Annotated in this window: 11 protein-coding genes, 1 rRNA gene and 1 pseudogene; 11 read left to right on the top strand and 2 right to left on the bottom strand. The window is 73.7% G+C overall.

Going from position 1 to position 13,689, the window contains the following annotated elements:
* Positions 1-92 (top strand): 5S ribosomal RNA (gene rrf, locus ACZ60X_RS36005); the annotation flags it as partial.
* Between the two features lie 1,306 nt (positions 93-1,398).
* On the top strand, positions 1,399-2,217 hold the full coding sequence (locus ACZ60X_RS36000; RefSeq protein ID WP_469607872.1) for a tetratricopeptide repeat protein: 819 nt from the start codon (positions 1,399-1,401) through the stop codon (positions 2,215-2,217).
* Positions 2,218-2,305: 88 nt separating this feature from the next.
* On the opposite strand, the gene ACZ60X_RS35995 is transcribed toward ACZ60X_RS36000, so the two are convergent.
* The gene (locus ACZ60X_RS35995) at positions 2,306-3,589 is read right to left on the bottom strand and encodes a DUF1015 domain-containing protein (protein WP_469607856.1); all 1,284 of its coding nucleotides are present in this window, start codon (positions 3,587-3,589) and stop codon (positions 2,306-2,308) included.
* Between the two features lie 72 nt (positions 3,590-3,661).
* On the opposite strand from ACZ60X_RS35995, the gene ACZ60X_RS35990 reads away from it, so the two are divergent.
* The 4 genes from ACZ60X_RS35990 to ACZ60X_RS35975 all read left to right on the top strand — a co-directional run bounded on the left by ACZ60X_RS35990 (position 3,662) and on the right by ACZ60X_RS35975 (position 7,707).
* Complete coding sequence (locus ACZ60X_RS35990) at positions 3,662-4,690, top strand: HAD-IIA family hydrolase (protein ID WP_469607853.1); 1,029 nt, start codon at positions 3,662-3,664, stop codon at positions 4,688-4,690.
* 67 nt (positions 4,691-4,757) lie between these two features.
* Positions 4,758-5,801: a FecCD family ABC transporter permease gene (locus ACZ60X_RS35985; RefSeq protein WP_469607850.1), complete on the top strand. Its 1,044-nt coding sequence runs from the start codon at positions 4,758-4,760 to the stop codon at positions 5,799-5,801.
* An 11-nt stretch (positions 5,802-5,812) separates the two neighbouring features.
* Positions 5,813-6,862 carry a FecCD family ABC transporter permease gene (locus tag ACZ60X_RS35980; protein ID WP_469607870.1) on the top strand — a complete coding sequence of 350 codons (1,050 nt, stop codon included), beginning with the start codon at positions 5,813-5,815 and terminating at the stop codon, positions 6,860-6,862.
* The gene (locus ACZ60X_RS35975) at positions 6,859-7,707 is read left to right on the top strand and encodes an ABC transporter ATP-binding protein (protein WP_469607848.1); all 849 of its coding nucleotides are present in this window, start codon (positions 6,859-6,861) and stop codon (positions 7,705-7,707) included. The genes ACZ60X_RS35980 and ACZ60X_RS35975 overlap by 4 nt, the downstream gene beginning before the upstream one ends.
* Positions 7,708-8,641: 934 nt before the next feature.
* Here ACZ60X_RS35975 and ACZ60X_RS35970 read toward each other — a convergent pair.
* Positions 8,642-8,989: an SCP2 sterol-binding domain-containing protein gene (locus ACZ60X_RS35970; protein WP_469607845.1), complete on the bottom strand. Its 348-nt coding sequence runs from the start codon at positions 8,987-8,989 to the stop codon at positions 8,642-8,644.
* Positions 8,990-9,030: 41 nt separating this feature from the next.
* Here ACZ60X_RS35970 and ACZ60X_RS35965 point away from each other — a divergent pair, with 41 nt between their 5' ends.
* The 5 genes and pseudogenes from ACZ60X_RS35965 (at position 9,031) to ACZ60X_RS35945 (ending at position 13,654) form a co-directional block, all read left to right on the top strand.
* Positions 9,031-9,321: a hypothetical protein gene (locus tag ACZ60X_RS35965; RefSeq protein WP_469607843.1), complete on the top strand. Its 291-nt coding sequence runs from the start codon at positions 9,031-9,033 to the stop codon at positions 9,319-9,321.
* 53 nt (positions 9,322-9,374) lie between these two features.
* Positions 9,375-10,190 (top strand): TlyA family RNA methyltransferase, encoded by an 816-nt coding sequence (locus ACZ60X_RS35960; protein ID WP_469607840.1) that lies wholly within the window; start codon positions 9,375-9,377, stop codon positions 10,188-10,190.
* Complete coding sequence (locus tag ACZ60X_RS35955; protein ID WP_469607836.1) at positions 10,187-11,104, top strand: NAD kinase; 918 nt, start codon at positions 10,187-10,189, stop codon at positions 11,102-11,104. The genes ACZ60X_RS35960 and ACZ60X_RS35955 overlap by 4 nt, the downstream gene beginning before the upstream one ends.
* 39 nt (positions 11,105-11,143) lie before the next feature.
* Positions 11,144-12,886, top strand: coding sequence for a DNA repair protein RecN (gene recN, locus ACZ60X_RS35950; protein WP_469607834.1), 1,743 nt, complete (start codon positions 11,144-11,146; stop codon positions 12,884-12,886).
* Positions 12,883-13,654: pseudogene (locus tag ACZ60X_RS35945) on the top strand (hypothetical protein). The gene recN and the pseudogene ACZ60X_RS35945 overlap by 4 nt, the downstream one beginning before the upstream one ends.
* The last annotated feature ends 35 nt before the right edge of the window (positions 13,655-13,689 follow it).

The raw sequence follows: 13,689 nt of genomic DNA, 5'->3' as shown, positions 1-13,689 counted from the left end.
CGCCCGGTTACATTCCGAACCCGGAAGCTAAGCCTCACAGCGCCGATGGTACTGCAGGGGGGACCCTGTGGGAGAGTAGGACACCGCCGAACAATCTTTGGAAGGACCCCTGGTCACCAGCGTTCAGCTGGGACCAGGGGTCCTTTCGTTTTTACAATGCTTGCGGTACCGAAGACAGGAGTCACCATGTCCACCAACTCTCCCGACGACCGACCGGAGCGCGACCAGCGGCGACGGGACAGTGGTGACCGCGGCGACCGTGGTGGCTACCGTGGGGACCGCCGGGACAGCGACCGCCGTGGCAGCGACCGTGCCGCCCACGACCGCGGCGGCTACGGCCGGCGTGACGACCGCCGTGATGACCGGCGTGACGACCGCCGTGATGACCGGCGTGATGACCGTGGTGGCTACGGCCGCCGCGATGACCGGCGTGATGATCGTCGGGGTGGTTACGGCGAGCGCGGGGACCGCGGGGACCGTGGTGGCTTCGTCGGTCGCCGGGACGATCGCCGTGAGGGGGACCGGGGTTCGCGTCCGGCGTTCCAGCGTGATGACCGGGATCGTGGGCCGCGTCGTGATGACCGGCGTGACGACCGGGGCTTCCGCCGGGACGACCGGGGCGGTGAGCGTCCGGCCTTCCGGCGTGACGACGACCGCCGCGGCTACGAGCGCCGCGACGACCGCCGTGACGACAGGCGTGGTGAGGACCGTGGCGGTTTCCGGCGAGACGACAACCGGGGTGGTGGCCACTACGGCGACCGCGACCGTGGTGGCTACGGCCGCCGTGACGACCGGCGTGATGATCGTCGGGGTGGTTACGGCGAGCGCGGGGACCGCGGGGACCGTGGTGGCTTCGTCGGTCGCCGGGACGATCGCCGTGAGGGGGACCGGGGTTCGCGTCCGGCGTTCCAGCGTGATGACCGGGATCGTGGGCCGCGTCGTGATGACCGGCGTGACGACCGGGGCTTCCGCCGGGACGACCGGGGCGGTGAGCGTCCGGCCTTCCGGCGTGACGACGACCGCCGCGGCTACGAGCGCCGCGACGACCGCCGTGACGACAGGCGTGGTGAGGACCGCCGTGACGACAGGCGTGGTGAGGACCGCCGTGACGACAGGCGTGGTGAGGACCGCCGTGACGACAGGCGTGGTGAGGACCGTGGCGGTTTCCGGCGGGACGACAGCCGCGGTGAGCGCGGTGGGTTCCGGGGCCGGGACGAGCGCGGTGGCCGTGGGCCCCGCCGGGACGACCGGGGCGGGCGGCCGGGCGGCTTCCGGCGTGACGACGACCGCGGCGGCTACGGGCGCCGTGACGACCGGCGCGACGACCGCCGGGGTGGTGGCCGCTTCCGTGACGATCGCGACCGTGACCGCGATCGCGACCGTGAGCCGATCAAGCGGCTGCCGATCCCGCAGGACGTCACCGGCGACGAGATCGACAAGGACGTCCGGCAGGAGCTGCAGAGCCTGCCGAAGACGCTCGCGGAGGATGTCGCCAAGAACCTGGTGATGGTGGCCCGGCTCATCGACGAGGACCCCGAGGGCGCCTACGGCTACTCCAAGGTGGCGCTGCGGCTGGCGTCCCGCGTGGCCGCCGTACGCGAGGCGGCCGGGTTCGCCGCGTACGCCAACCAGAAGTACAGCGAGGCCCTCGCCGAGTTCCGGGCCGCGCGCCGGATGACCGGCAGTGTGGAGCTGTGGCCGGTGATGGCCGACTGCGAGCGTGGGCTCGGGCGGCCGGAGAAGGCACTGGACATGGCCGGTGCCCCGGAGGTGCACAAGCTGGACAAGGCCGGTCAGGTCGAGATGCGGCTGGTCGCGGCCGGTGCCCGGCGTGACATGGGCCAGCTGGACGCGGCGATCGTGACCCTCCAGAGTCCCGAGCTGGCCTCCAACTCGGTCCAGCCGTGGACCGCGCGCCTGCGCTACGCCTACGCCGACGCCCTGCTGGCCGTCGGACGCGAGAGCGAGGCACGCGAGTGGTTCGCCAAGGCCGTCGAGGCCGACCGGGACGGCAGCACGGACGCCTCCGACCGGCTCGCCGAGCTGGACGGGGTGGAGTTCGTCGACGCCCTCGACGAGAACGAGAGCGAGAACGAGAACGAGAGCGAGACCGAGGGCGAGGAAGAGACCGAGGCCGACGAGTCCGGCCAGGCCGTGCGGGCTTCCGACGCCGAGGAGAGCGGCGACAAGGACGGGGAGGACGGCGACAAGGACTGATGTCCGGCATCGCGCACCGTCACTGAGAAGAGGGCAGGCTCCGAGCGGAGTCTGCCCTCTTTCGTGTTGCCGTCGGTCTTCCGTGTGCTCAGATCTCCAGCGCCCGCAGCACCAGCCCCGACGCCGGCTTCGGGCCGAACGACGTCGACTTGCGGGGCATGGTGACGCCCTGGCGGGCCAGGTCGCGGACGACCTCCTCGCGGACGGGGTGCAGCAGGACGGCCGTACCGCCGTCGCGTTCCGCCTTGGCCACCGTCGCGGCCGTGTCGTGTATGTAGGCGATGTGCGCGGGGGAGTCCTCGGGGATGTGCCAGACGTGGTCGAGCAGCGTGGCGTGCAGGACCGTGGCGTCCAGGGAGCGCCAGGCGGCCGGCCGGTCGGCCGGGACCGTGCGGGCCAGCAGGTCCGGATCCGGGCGGTCGAGCAGGTGGAAGGCGCCGTCACCGGCCAGCAGGAAGGCGTTGCCCGTGCAGGTCGCGTCGGCGAGCACCGCCAGGGCCTCGGCGAGGGGTACGTCCAGGCGCCGGACCCGGAACAGGCCCGCCACGGCGGTCAGCGCGTCCGCGACCGGCAGCCCGTGCAGAAGACGGTGGATGGCACGGACGCGCAGCGGATAGCGGGCGGTGTCGACGAGGAGGACCAGGCCGTAGTCCCAGGGGCCGGGGGCCGGCTGTTCCGCGCGGAGCAGCCGGTAGGTGGCCCAGCGGTGGTGGCCGTCCGCGATCAGGGCCTGGTGCTGGGCGAGGTCCGTCTGGACGCGGGTCAGCTCGGTCGGGTCGGTGACCGACCACAGGCGGTGGTGGAAGCCGTCCTCGGTGGTCGTGGACAGCAGCGGGAGCCGCTGCGCCGTGCGCTCGATGACCTCGGCGGTCGTGCCGTCGCCGCGGTAGGTCAGGAGCAGCGGTTCCAGGTTCGCGCGCGTGGCGCGCATCAGGCCCGCGCGGTCGGCGACCACGGGCGGCATGACGTCCTCGTGCGGCAGTACGACTCCCTCCGCGGGCTCCGTGATCCGCAGCGCCCCTATGACACCGCGCTGGAGCAGGCCGCCGCCGTCGCGTTGCTCGTAGACGTACAGGCCGGGTTCCGGGTCCGCGGTGAGGATGCCCTCGGCGAGCCAGCGGCGCAGGGTGTCGGCCGCCTGCTCGGTGCGGGCGCTAGGGGTGCCGGCCTGGGGCAGGATCAGCCGGACGATGTTGTGCGGGTCGGCGGACTGGAGGTGGTGCACCCCGTCGGGCCGGACGACGACGTCGTAGGGCGGGGAGGTGACGGAGGCGAGGCTGCCGACCCGTTCGGGGTCGTAGCGAAGGCCTCGGAACGGCTTCAGTTCCAGGCCTCGGCGCGCCTTTGCTTCCGAGTGACCTGCGGTATTCATCCCGGCATCGTACGTGTGTCAGTGGCGTGCGGGATGATCGGGGGAAAGCGATCGAACGAGGAGCGATGTGGAATGAGCCAGGCGGTCAGGACGAGGCCCGAGGGCAGTGGGCAGCCCCTGAGCGAGGCGTACGACACGGCGCTGCTCGATCTGGACGGGGTGGTGTACGCGGGCGGGAGCGCGATCGCCCACGCCGTCGAATCGCTGGCGGTGGCGCGCTCGGGCGGGATGCGTCTGGCGTACGTCACGAACAACGCGCTGCGGACGCCGGACGCCGTGGCCGGGCATCTGACGGAGCTGGGCATACCGACGGCGGCGGATGACGTCATCACGTCCGCGCAGGCGGTCGCGCGGCTGATCGGCGAGCAGGTGCCGGCCGGGGCGCGGGTGCTGGTGATCGGCGGCGAGGGGCTGCGGGTGGCGCTGCGCGAGCGGGGCCTCGTGCCGGTGGAGTCGGCGGACGACGACCCGGCGGCCGTGGTGCAGGGCTTCGGCGGGCCCGATCTGACCTGGGGGCGGTTCGCGGAGGCGTCGTACGCGGTGGCGCGGGGGGTGCCGTGGTTCGCGTCCAACACGGATCTGACGATCCCTGGCGGACGGGGCATCGCGCCGGGCAACGGCGCGGCCGTGGAGGTCGTACGGATCGCCACGGGCAAGGAGCCGCAGGTCGCGGGCAAGCCGCTGCCGCCGATGCACAGGGAGACGATCATCCGCACCGGCGCACGGCGGCCGCTGGTGGTCGGGGACCGGCTGGACACGGACATCGAGGGGGCGTTCAACGGCGGGGTGGACTCGCTGCTGGTGCTGACCGGCGTCACCGACGCCGGCCTGCTGCTGGCGGCACCGCCGCGGCACCGGCCGACGTACGTGGACGCCGATCTGCGCGGGCTGCTCACCGGGCAGCCGGAGGTCACGGCGGCGGGCGAGGGCTTCCGCTGCGGTGGCTGGACGGCGACGGCCGGAGCGGACCGGCTGGAGCTGGAGGGCGACGGCGAGCCGCTGGACGGGCTGCGGGCGCTGTGCGCGGCGGCCTGGACGTCGGCCGGTGAGGGCTCCTGCGGGCTGGACGGGGGAAAGGCGCTGGCACGGCTCGGACTCTGAGAGTCGATGGCGGGGGCGGGCGCCCCCGGGAACGAGATTCGGAGCGAGGGTAGGCTAACCTAACCTCGTGTTGGTCGACAGTCCTCCGAAACAGCGCGCGGAGACCGCCCCCGCGCCCCCAAGTCGCAAGGCGGTACGGGCCCTTGGGCTCCTGCTCTCCGTCGCGGTCCTGGTGCTCGTCGCCCTGGCGAGCATCGCGATCGGCGCCAAAGCGCTGTCGCCGGACCAGGTCTGGCACGGCCTGTTCCATGACGCGGGCACGTACGGGGACGTCGTGGTGGACCAGCGGCTCGCGCGTACGTGCCTGGGGCTGCTGGCCGGTGCCGCGCTCGGACTGTCCGGTGCCGTGCTCCAGGCGCTCACCCGCAATCCGCTGGCCGATCCCGGGCTGCTCGGCATCAACGCCGGTGCCTCCGCCGCCGTCGTCACGGCCATCACCTTCCTCGGCGTCACGAGCCTCACCGGCTATGTGTGGTTCGCGTTCCTCGGCGCGGCGGCGGTCGGGGCGCTGGTGTGGTTCCTCGGCGGCAGCCGGGGCGCCACCCCGGTCCGGCTCGCGCTCGCCGGTACGGCCATCAGCGCGGCCCTCTACGGCTACCTCCAGGCCGTGATGATCATGGATGACGCGGCGCTGGGCAAGATGCGCTTCTGGACGGTCGGTTCGCTGGCCTCGGCCACGAACTCGACGATCCTGCAGGTGCTGCCGTTCCTCGCGGCAGGCACGCTCCTCGCGCTCGCGCTGGCCCGGCCGCTGAACGCCGTGGCGATGGGCGACGACACCGCCCGTGCCCTCGGCGCCCACCTGGGCCGCACCCGCGCGCTGGCCATGCTGGCCGCCACGGTGCTGTGCGGTGCGGCGACCGCCGCCTGCGGTCCGATCGTGTTCGTCGGCCTGATGGTCCCGCATGTCGTACGTTCCTTCACCGGCCCCGACCTGCGGTGGATCCTGCCGTACGCCACGGTCCTGGCGCCCGTGCTGCTGCTCGGCGCCGATGTCGTCGGCCGGGTGGTGGCCCGCCCCTCGGAACTGCAGGTAGGCATCGTCACCGCGATCATCGGCGGCCCGGTCTTCATCTTTCTCGTACGACGGCGGAGGACGGCCCAGCTGTGAAGACCCGATCCATGAACCGGGCCGTCGGCGCGAGCCGGGCCGTCCGCACGCCGGGCGGGCTCTCGCTGCGCCTCGACGTGCGGGCCGTGATCGTCGTCGTGCTGCTGCTGGTGGCCGCCGGTGGCGCGGGCGTGCTGCTGATCGGCACCGGCGACGCGAAGATCCCCGCGGCCGACGTGCTCAGGACGCTCGCCGGGAACGGCAACGCGTACCAGGACTTCATCGTGGGCGAGCTGCGGCTGCCGCGGGTCCTGGTGGGGCTGCTGGTCGGCGCCTCGCTCGGGCTGGGCGGCGCCCTGTTCCAGTCCGTCTCCCGCAACCCGCTCGGCAGCCCGGACGTCCTCGGTCTCTCGCAGGGGTCGACGGCCGGTGCGCTGATCATGATCGTGCTGATGTCCGGCAGCGCCACCCAGGTCACCCTCGGCGCGCTGATCGGGGGCCTGGCGACCGGTTGTGCCATCTATCTGCTCGCCTGGAAGCAGGGTGTGCATGGATACCGGCTGGTCCTGGTCGGTATCGGTGTGTCCGCGATCGCCACGGCTGTCAACGGCTATCTGCTCACCAAGGCCGACATGGTCGACGCGGCCCGCGCCGTGGTGTGGATGACCGGCTCCCTCAACGGCCGTGACTGGGACCAGGTCTGGCCGCTGCTCGCGCTGTGCGCCGTCCTCGTGCCCGTCGTCCTCGCCAACGCGCGGGGGCTGCGGATGATGGAGATGGGCGACGACGTCGCGAACGCCCTCGGGGTGCGCGTGCAGCGCGTCCGGCTGGTGCTGATGGTCTCCAGCGTGCTGCTCACCGCCGCCGCCACGGCCGCCGCCGGACCCGTCAGCTTCGTGGCGCTCACCGCGCCGCAGCTCGCCCGGCGGCTGACCCGCTCGCCCGGACCGAACCTCGTGCCGTCCCTGTGCATGGGCGCCGCCCTGCTGGTCGCGGCCGACTGGGCCTCACAGCGCGCCTTCGGCGCCGACCAGTTGCCCGTCGGCGTGGTCACCGGATTCCTCGGCGGCGGCTATCTGCTGTGGCTGCTGGTCACCGAGCGCAGGGCGGGCCGGATATGAGCGGCACGCACCCGAACACCTCAAGGAGCACTGTGAACCGCCTGTCCGCCGAGAACGTCACCCTCGCCTACGAACAGCGCGTCATCGCCGAGCAGTTGTCGGTGGAGATCCCCGACAACTCCTTCACGGTGATCGTCGGCCCGAACGCGTGCGGCAAGTCGACGCTGCTGCGGGCGCTGTCGCGGATGCTCAAGCCCAGCGCGGGCCGGGTGCTGCTCGACGGGCAGGTCATCCAGTCGATGCCCGCGAAGACGGTAGCCCGGACCCTCGGTCTGCTGCCGCAGTCGTCCATCGCGCCCGACGGCATCACCGTGGCCGACCTGGTCGGCCGCGGCCGCTACCCGCACCAGGGCCTGCTGCGCCAGTGGTCTGCGGAGGACGAGCGGGTCGTGCAGGAGTCCATGCGGCACACGGGGGTCGACGGGCTGGCCGACCGGTACGTCGACGAGTTGTCCGGCGGGCAGCGCCAGCGCGTGTGGATCGCCATGGCGCTGGCCCAGCAGACCCCGCTGCTGCTCCTGGACGAGCCGACCACCTACCTCGACATCCAGCACCAGATCGACGTCCTGGACCTGTGCGCCGAGCTGCACGAGACCCAGGGCCGCACCCTCGTCGCCGTCCTGCACGACCTCAACCACGCGGCCCGCTACGCCACCCATCTCATCGCCCTGCGCGGTGGCACGGTCGTCGCCGAGGGCGCCCCGCACGACATCGTCACCGCCGAGCTGGTGGAGGACGTCTTCGGGCTGCGCTGCCAGATCATCGACGACCCCGAGACGGGCACCCCACTCGTCGTACCGGCAGCGCGCAAGGCGCGGGCACAGAAGGTGCCGGCAGCCTCCTGACCCGGGTCACGGCGGCTTGTGGGGCCGGGGCGCCGCGGCCTTCCGGCCTGTGTCAGGGCGGCGCGTCGGTCCAGGTACCGGTGCCCTTCCTGTCGGGTCAAGGGTGCTTAGACGTGGGCCATTGCGACCTGCCGTCCTCACCGCTGCTTGCGGCCCTGCTCACAGGGCCTCGCCACCCCAAGTCCCGGCGGCTTTCCGGGCACGGCCGTGATGGCTTGCCGAACTGGGACCAGTGCTTGCCCCTCGGGTCAGGGCCGCCTGCCGGGCCCCGTCTCAGCGCCTCGCCGCCGCTCGGCAAGTCCCGTCTCAGCGTCTCGCCGTACCGGGGCACCTCCGCTTGCCGGCGCGCCCCGCCGCCTCGGGACGCCGCCGGCTCGCCGACCCTCGTCTCAGCGCCTTGCCATCCCGCTTTGCATCCGCTCCGGGGCGACAGTTGGCAGTCGCTCGCCGCCCCGGGCGTACCGTCGCTCGGCGAGCCTCGTCTCAGTGTCTCGCCACCTCGGTTCACAGCCGCTCGCGGGCCACGGTTCGCAGCTGCTCGCCGCCCCCGGGCCACCGCCGCTCGGCGTGCCTCGTCTCAGCGTCTCGCTGTCCTGGGGCACCTCCGCTTGCTGGCGCGCCTCGCCGCCTCGGGACGCCGTCGGCTCCACGTCTCAGCGCCTCGCCGCCGCGGGTCGGGGCCGTTTGCCGGGCCCCGGGTCGCAGCCGCTGGCCGCCCCCGGATCATCGCCGCTCGGGGGCCACGGTTCGCGGTCGCTCGCCGTCGCGGGCGTACGTTGCTCAATGAGCCCCGTCTCAGCGTCTCGCCGTACCGGGGACGCCTCCGCTTGCCGGCGCGCCCTCCGTCGCTCGGCGATCCCCGTATCAGGCGTCGCCGGGTCCCCGGGGCGCAGCCGCCGGGCGTTCCCGGATCACCGTCGCTCGGCGAGGCCCGTCACAGCAGTTTCCTGAGGCGGAAGAGGTCCAGCAGGCTCGCCTCCAGCTTTACCCGGCCGGTGCCCCAGGCGGTGGCGAAGTTCAGTTCGCCGTTCACCAGGGCCACCAGGTCGTCGCCGGCCATGGCGAGCCTGATCTGCGCCTTCTCGCCCGGCGGGCCGGGGCGGGTGGTCTCCACCTCGATGCGGCCGCCGGTCAGCCGGCCGACGAAGGTGACGTCCAGGTCGGTGATGTGGCAGCTCACCGAGCGGTCCAGGGCGGCGGCCGCCCGGACGTCGCCGTCGGCGCCCTGCATGTTGTCCGAAAGCTTCTCCAGTGCGGCGCGGCACTCCTCGATCGTGGCCATCGCCCCGACGGTACCGCAGCGGTTCGGGGTAGCGTCGGGGCATGAACGACTCGGTTGCGGAGACGGAGATCCCGCAGGACTCGGCGTGGGAGGCGGTGGAGCCGCGGGGAGCGCAGGAGGCGTACGACCCCGCCGCACCCGCCCCCCTGAACGTCCCGCGCACCCCCACCGGCAACGCCGACGTCGACGCCCAGCTCGACCGGCTCGCCGACACCGACCACCTCGCCACCGACGGACACGTCGAGGTGTACGAGGATGTACACCGGGGGCTGCGGGACGCGCTCACCGCGCTCGACGCCCGCCCGGGACCTCCGGTGCCCTCCCCCTCGTAATCGTCGTACCAAGGCGCCCTGACCGGCGCACCAACACAGGAGCTGAACCGAACGTGGCAGGAGTCGCACGCCGTCGTCTGGACGCGGAGCTGGTCCGCCGGAAGCTCGCGCGCTCGCGCGAGCACGCCAGCCAGCTGATCGCCGCCGGCCGGGTCACCGTCGGCAAGGCCGTGGCGACCAAGCCCGCCACGCAGGTCGAGACGGCCGCGGCGATCGTCGTCCGGGCCGACGACAGCGACCCCGACTACGTCTCCCGGGGCGGGCACAAGCTCGCGGGCGCGCTCGCGGCCTTCGTCCCGCGGGGGCTCGTGGTCGAGGGCCGGCGCGCGCTGGACGCCGGCGCGTCCACCGGCGGCTTCACCGACGTCCTGCTGCGCGCGGGCGCCGCTCACGTCGTCGCCGTGGACGTCGGCTACGGACAGCTCGCGTGGTCGCTGCAGAAGGATGAACGCGTCACCGTCAAGGACCGTACGAACGTAAGGGAGTTGACGCTCGACGCCATCGACGGGGAAGCTGTGGATCTTGTCGTGGGCGATCTGTCCTTCATCCCGCTCGGGCTGGTGCTGCCGGCCCTCAAGCGGTGCGTGAAGCCGGACGCCGACCTGGTGATGATGGTCAAGCCGCAGTTCGAAGTGGGAAAGGAACGGCTCGGCAGCGGGGGTGTCGTACGGAGTCCGCAACTGCGGGCGGAGGCCGTGCGCGGAGTGGCCGAGAAGGCCTGGGAGCTGGGGCTCGGGGTGCGTGGTGTCACCGCCAGCCCGCTGCCCGGGCCCTCGGGCAACGTCGAGTACTTTCTCTGGCTGCGGTCCGGCGCCCCGCGCCTGGACCCGGCAGACGTCGACCGTGCACTGGCGGAGGGGCCGCGTTGACACAGAACCTGGCGCGTACTGTTTTCCTGCTCGCCCACACCGGGCGGCCCGCGGCGATCCGCAGTGCGGAACTCGTCGTCAAGGGGCTGGTCCGGCATGACATCGGGGTGCGGGTGCTGGAGGAGGAGGCGCGCGACCTGCCGCTCCCCGACGAGGTGGAGCTGGTCAAGGAGGCGACCCCGGACTGCCTCGACGGGTGCGAGCTGCTGATCGTCCTCGGCGGCGACGGCACGCTGCTGCGCGGCGCCGAGTTCGCCCGGGCGTCCGGGGTGCCCATGCTCGGCGTCAACCTCGGGCGGGTGGGATTCCTCGCGGAGGCCGAGCGGGACGACCTCGATCGGGTGGTCGACCGGGTGGTGGCGCGCTCGTACGAGGTCGAGGAGCGGATGACGGTCGACGTCGTCGTGCACCGCAACGGGGACATCGTGCACACCGACTGGGCGCTGAACGAGGCGGCCGTGCAGAAGGCCGGCGCCGAGAAGCTGCTGGAAGTCGTGCTGGAGATCGACGGCCGCCCGGTGACCGGGTTCGGCTGCGACGGGGTCGTGCTGTCGACCCCGACCGGGTCCACGGCGTACGCCTTCTCCGCCGGCGGGCCCGTGGTGTGGCCCGAGGTGGAGGCGCTGCTGATGGTGCCGATCAGCGCGCACGCCCTGTTCGCCAAGCCGCTGGTGACCTCGCCGGACTCCGTGCTGGCGGTGGAGGTGCTGCCGCACATTCCGCCGGGGGTCCTGTGGTGCGACGGCCGGCGGACCGTGGAGCTGCCGCCCGGGGCGCGGGTGGAGGTGCGCCGCGGGGCCGTGCCGGTGCGGCTCGCCCGGCTGCACCACTCCTCCTTCACGGACCGGCTCGTGGCGAAGTTCGCGCTGCCGGTCACGGGATGGCGGGGGGCGCCGCACCACTCGACGGAGTGAGACCGGCGGCCCGTGTGCACTGGGCACCCCGGACCTCGTATGGTCTGTTCCGTGTTGGAGGAGATGCGGATACGGTCGCTCGGGGTCATCGACGATGCCGTCGTCGAGTTGTCGCCGGGGTTCACCGCCGTCACCGGTGAGACGGGTGCGGGCAAGACCATGGTGGTCACCAGCCTGGGGCTGCTGCTCGGTGGGCGGGCGGATCCGGCGCTCGTACGGATCGGGGCCGGCAAGGCGGTCGTGGAGGGGCGGATCACCGTCCCCGCGGGCGCGCCCGTCGTCGTACGCGCCGAGGAGGCCGGCGCCGAGCTGGACGACGGTGCCCTGCTGATCAGCCGGACCGTCTCCGCCGAGGGCCGTTCACGCGCGCACGTGGGCGGCCGCAGCGTGCCCGTCGGGCTGCTCGCCGAGCTGGCTGACGACCTGGTGGCGGTACACGGGCAGACGGACCAGCAGGGCCTGCTGAAACTGTCCCGGCAGCGGCAGGCCCTGGACCGGTACGCGGGGGACGCCGTCGCCGTGCCGCTGGCGAAGTACGCCGAGGCCTACCGGCGGTTGCGGGCCGTCTCCGCCGAACTGGAGGAGATCACCACGCGCGCGCGCGAGCGGGCGCAGGAAGCCGACATGCTCCGCTACGGCCTCGACGAGATCGCCGGGGTCGAGCCGCGGGCCGGGGAGGACGCCGAACTGGCCGAGGAGGCCGAGCGGCTGGGGCACGCCGAGGCGCTGTCGTCCGCCGCGACGGCCGCGCACGCCGCTCTCGCCGGCAATCCCGAGGACCCCGAGGGGATCGACGCCGCCACCCTCGTCGCCGGCGCCCACCGGGCCCTGGAGGCCGTACGCGCGCACGACCCCGCGCTGGCCGCGATGGCCGACCGGATCGGGGAGATCGGCATCCTGCTCGGCGACGTCGCCGGTGAGCTGGCGGGGTACGCCGACGACCTCGACGCCGATCCGCTGCGGCTGGCCGCAGTGGAGGAGCGCAGGGCCGCCCTCACCGCCCTGACGCGCAAGTACGGCGACGACATCGACGCCGTGCTGGCCTGGGCAGAGCGCAGCGCCGCCCGGCTGACCGAGCTGGACGGCGACGACGAGCGGATCGAGGAGCTGACCGCCGAGCGGGACGCGCTGCGCGGCGAACTGGGCGGGCTGGCGCAGGCCTTGACGGACGCCCGGACGGAGGCCGCCGAGCGGTTCGCCGCCGCCGTGACCGCCGAGCTGGCCTCGCTGGCGATGCCCCACGCGCGCGTGTCCTTCGACATCCGGCAGACCGAGGACCCCGACGGCGTCGAGGTCGGCGGCCGCACGGTCGCCTACGGCCCGTCGGGCGCGGACGAGGTCGAGTTGCTGCTCGCCCCGCACCCCGGCGCCCCGCCGCGGCCCATCGCCAAGGGCGCCTCCGGCGGTGAGCTGTCCCGCGTGATGCTCGCCGTCGAGGTCGTCTTCGCGGGCACCGACCCCGTGCCGACGTACCTCTTCGACGAGGTCGACGCCGGTGTCGGCGGCAAGGCCGCGGTCGAGATCGGGCGGCGGCTGGCCAAGCTCGCCAAGAGCGCTCAGGTCGTGGTGGTCACCCACCTCCCGCAGGTCGCCGCCTTCGCCGACCGGCAGCTGCTGGTCGAGAAGACCGACGACGGGTCCGTCACCCGGTCCGGGGTGAAGGTGCTGGAGGGCGAGGAGCGGATCCGCGAGCTGTCGCGGATGCTGGCCGGTCAGGAGGACTCCGAGACGGCCCGCGCGCACGCCGAGGAGCTGCTGGCGACGGCACGGGCGGACACGTGAGGGACCGGACGGGCGCCGCCGCCGTGGCGGGCTCGTTCGCGCTCGCCGCCGCCGTCACCCGCGCCGGCACCGCCGCCCTGCGCCGGCGCGCGCCGGGCACGCGCGCGCGGTGGGAGCGGAAGAACCACGCCGGGCGGACCGTCGAGCTGTACGCCGGGCCCGCCTCGGCCGTTGGCACGGCGCTCGCCGCCGCGCGCGTGCACCCGGCCGCGGGGGCCGCCGTGTTCGCCGCCGCGGCCTGCGGGGGCTACGACGACGTCGCCGGCCACTTCTGCGGGGACGTCCGGCGCGGCTTGCGGGCGCACCTCGGCGCGCTGCGGCACGGCGAAGTCATCAGCGGGGCCGTGAAGTTGTTCGGGATCTCGGCCGCCGGTCTGGTCGTCGGCGCGGTGCTGAAGGAGCGGCCGCTGGGCAAGCTGCTCGCCGGGATCGTGATCGCGGGGGCGGCGCACTTCGTCCATCTCGTCGGCGTACGGCCGGGCCGGGCGGCCGGTTGCGTGCTCGCGCTCGGCGGGCCGGGGCTGCTGCGCACCGGGCCCGGTGCCGATCTGGCGGCGGCCGCGATGGGCGCCGCCGCGGCCGTGCTCCACCGAGGACCTGGGGGAGCGCGCGATGCTCGGGGACACGGGGGCGCATGCCCTCGGCGCCGCGCTGGGGGCGGCCGTCGTGGCGGGCAACCGGCGCGCGGGACTGCTCGCGCACGCCGTCGCGGTCGTGGCCGCGGCCGTGTGCGGCGACCGGGTGACCGCCCTGGCGCGTTCCCTGTGACCGTCTGACCTCGCCGGATCCGCGTCCACTGGGTG

The sequence above is a fragment of the Streptomyces sp. NPDC104106 genome, from assembly GCF_055584345.1.
This window is presented reverse-complemented; position numbering and strand designations above follow the sequence as displayed.

What these genes read in the sequence shown, in the direction of transcription:
- ACZ60X_RS35970 (WP_469607845.1), bottom strand. Translation starts at nt 8,989, where the DNA reads ATGGCCACGATCGAGGAGTGCCGCGCCGCACTGGAGAAGCTTTCGGAC.
- ACZ60X_RS35965 (WP_469607843.1), top strand. Translation starts at nt 9,031, where the DNA reads ATGAACGACTCGGTTGCGGAGACGGAGATCCCGCAGGACTCGGCGTGG.
- ACZ60X_RS35990 (WP_469607853.1), top strand. Translation starts at nt 3,662, where the DNA reads ATGAGCCAGGCGGTCAGGACGAGGCCCGAGGGCAGTGGGCAGCCCCTG.
- ACZ60X_RS35975 (WP_469607848.1), top strand. Translation starts at nt 6,859, where the DNA reads ATGAGCGGCACGCACCCGAACACCTCAAGGAGCACTGTGAACCGCCTG.
- ACZ60X_RS35980 (WP_469607870.1), top strand. Translation starts at nt 5,813, where the DNA reads ATGAACCGGGCCGTCGGCGCGAGCCGGGCCGTCCGCACGCCGGGCGGG.
- recN (WP_469607834.1), top strand. Translation starts at nt 11,144, where the DNA reads ATGGTCTGTTCCGTGTTGGAGGAGATGCGGATACGGTCGCTCGGGGTC.
- ACZ60X_RS35995 (WP_469607856.1), bottom strand. Translation starts at nt 3,589, where the DNA reads ATGAATACCGCAGGTCACTCGGAAGCAAAGGCGCGCCGAGGCCTGGAA.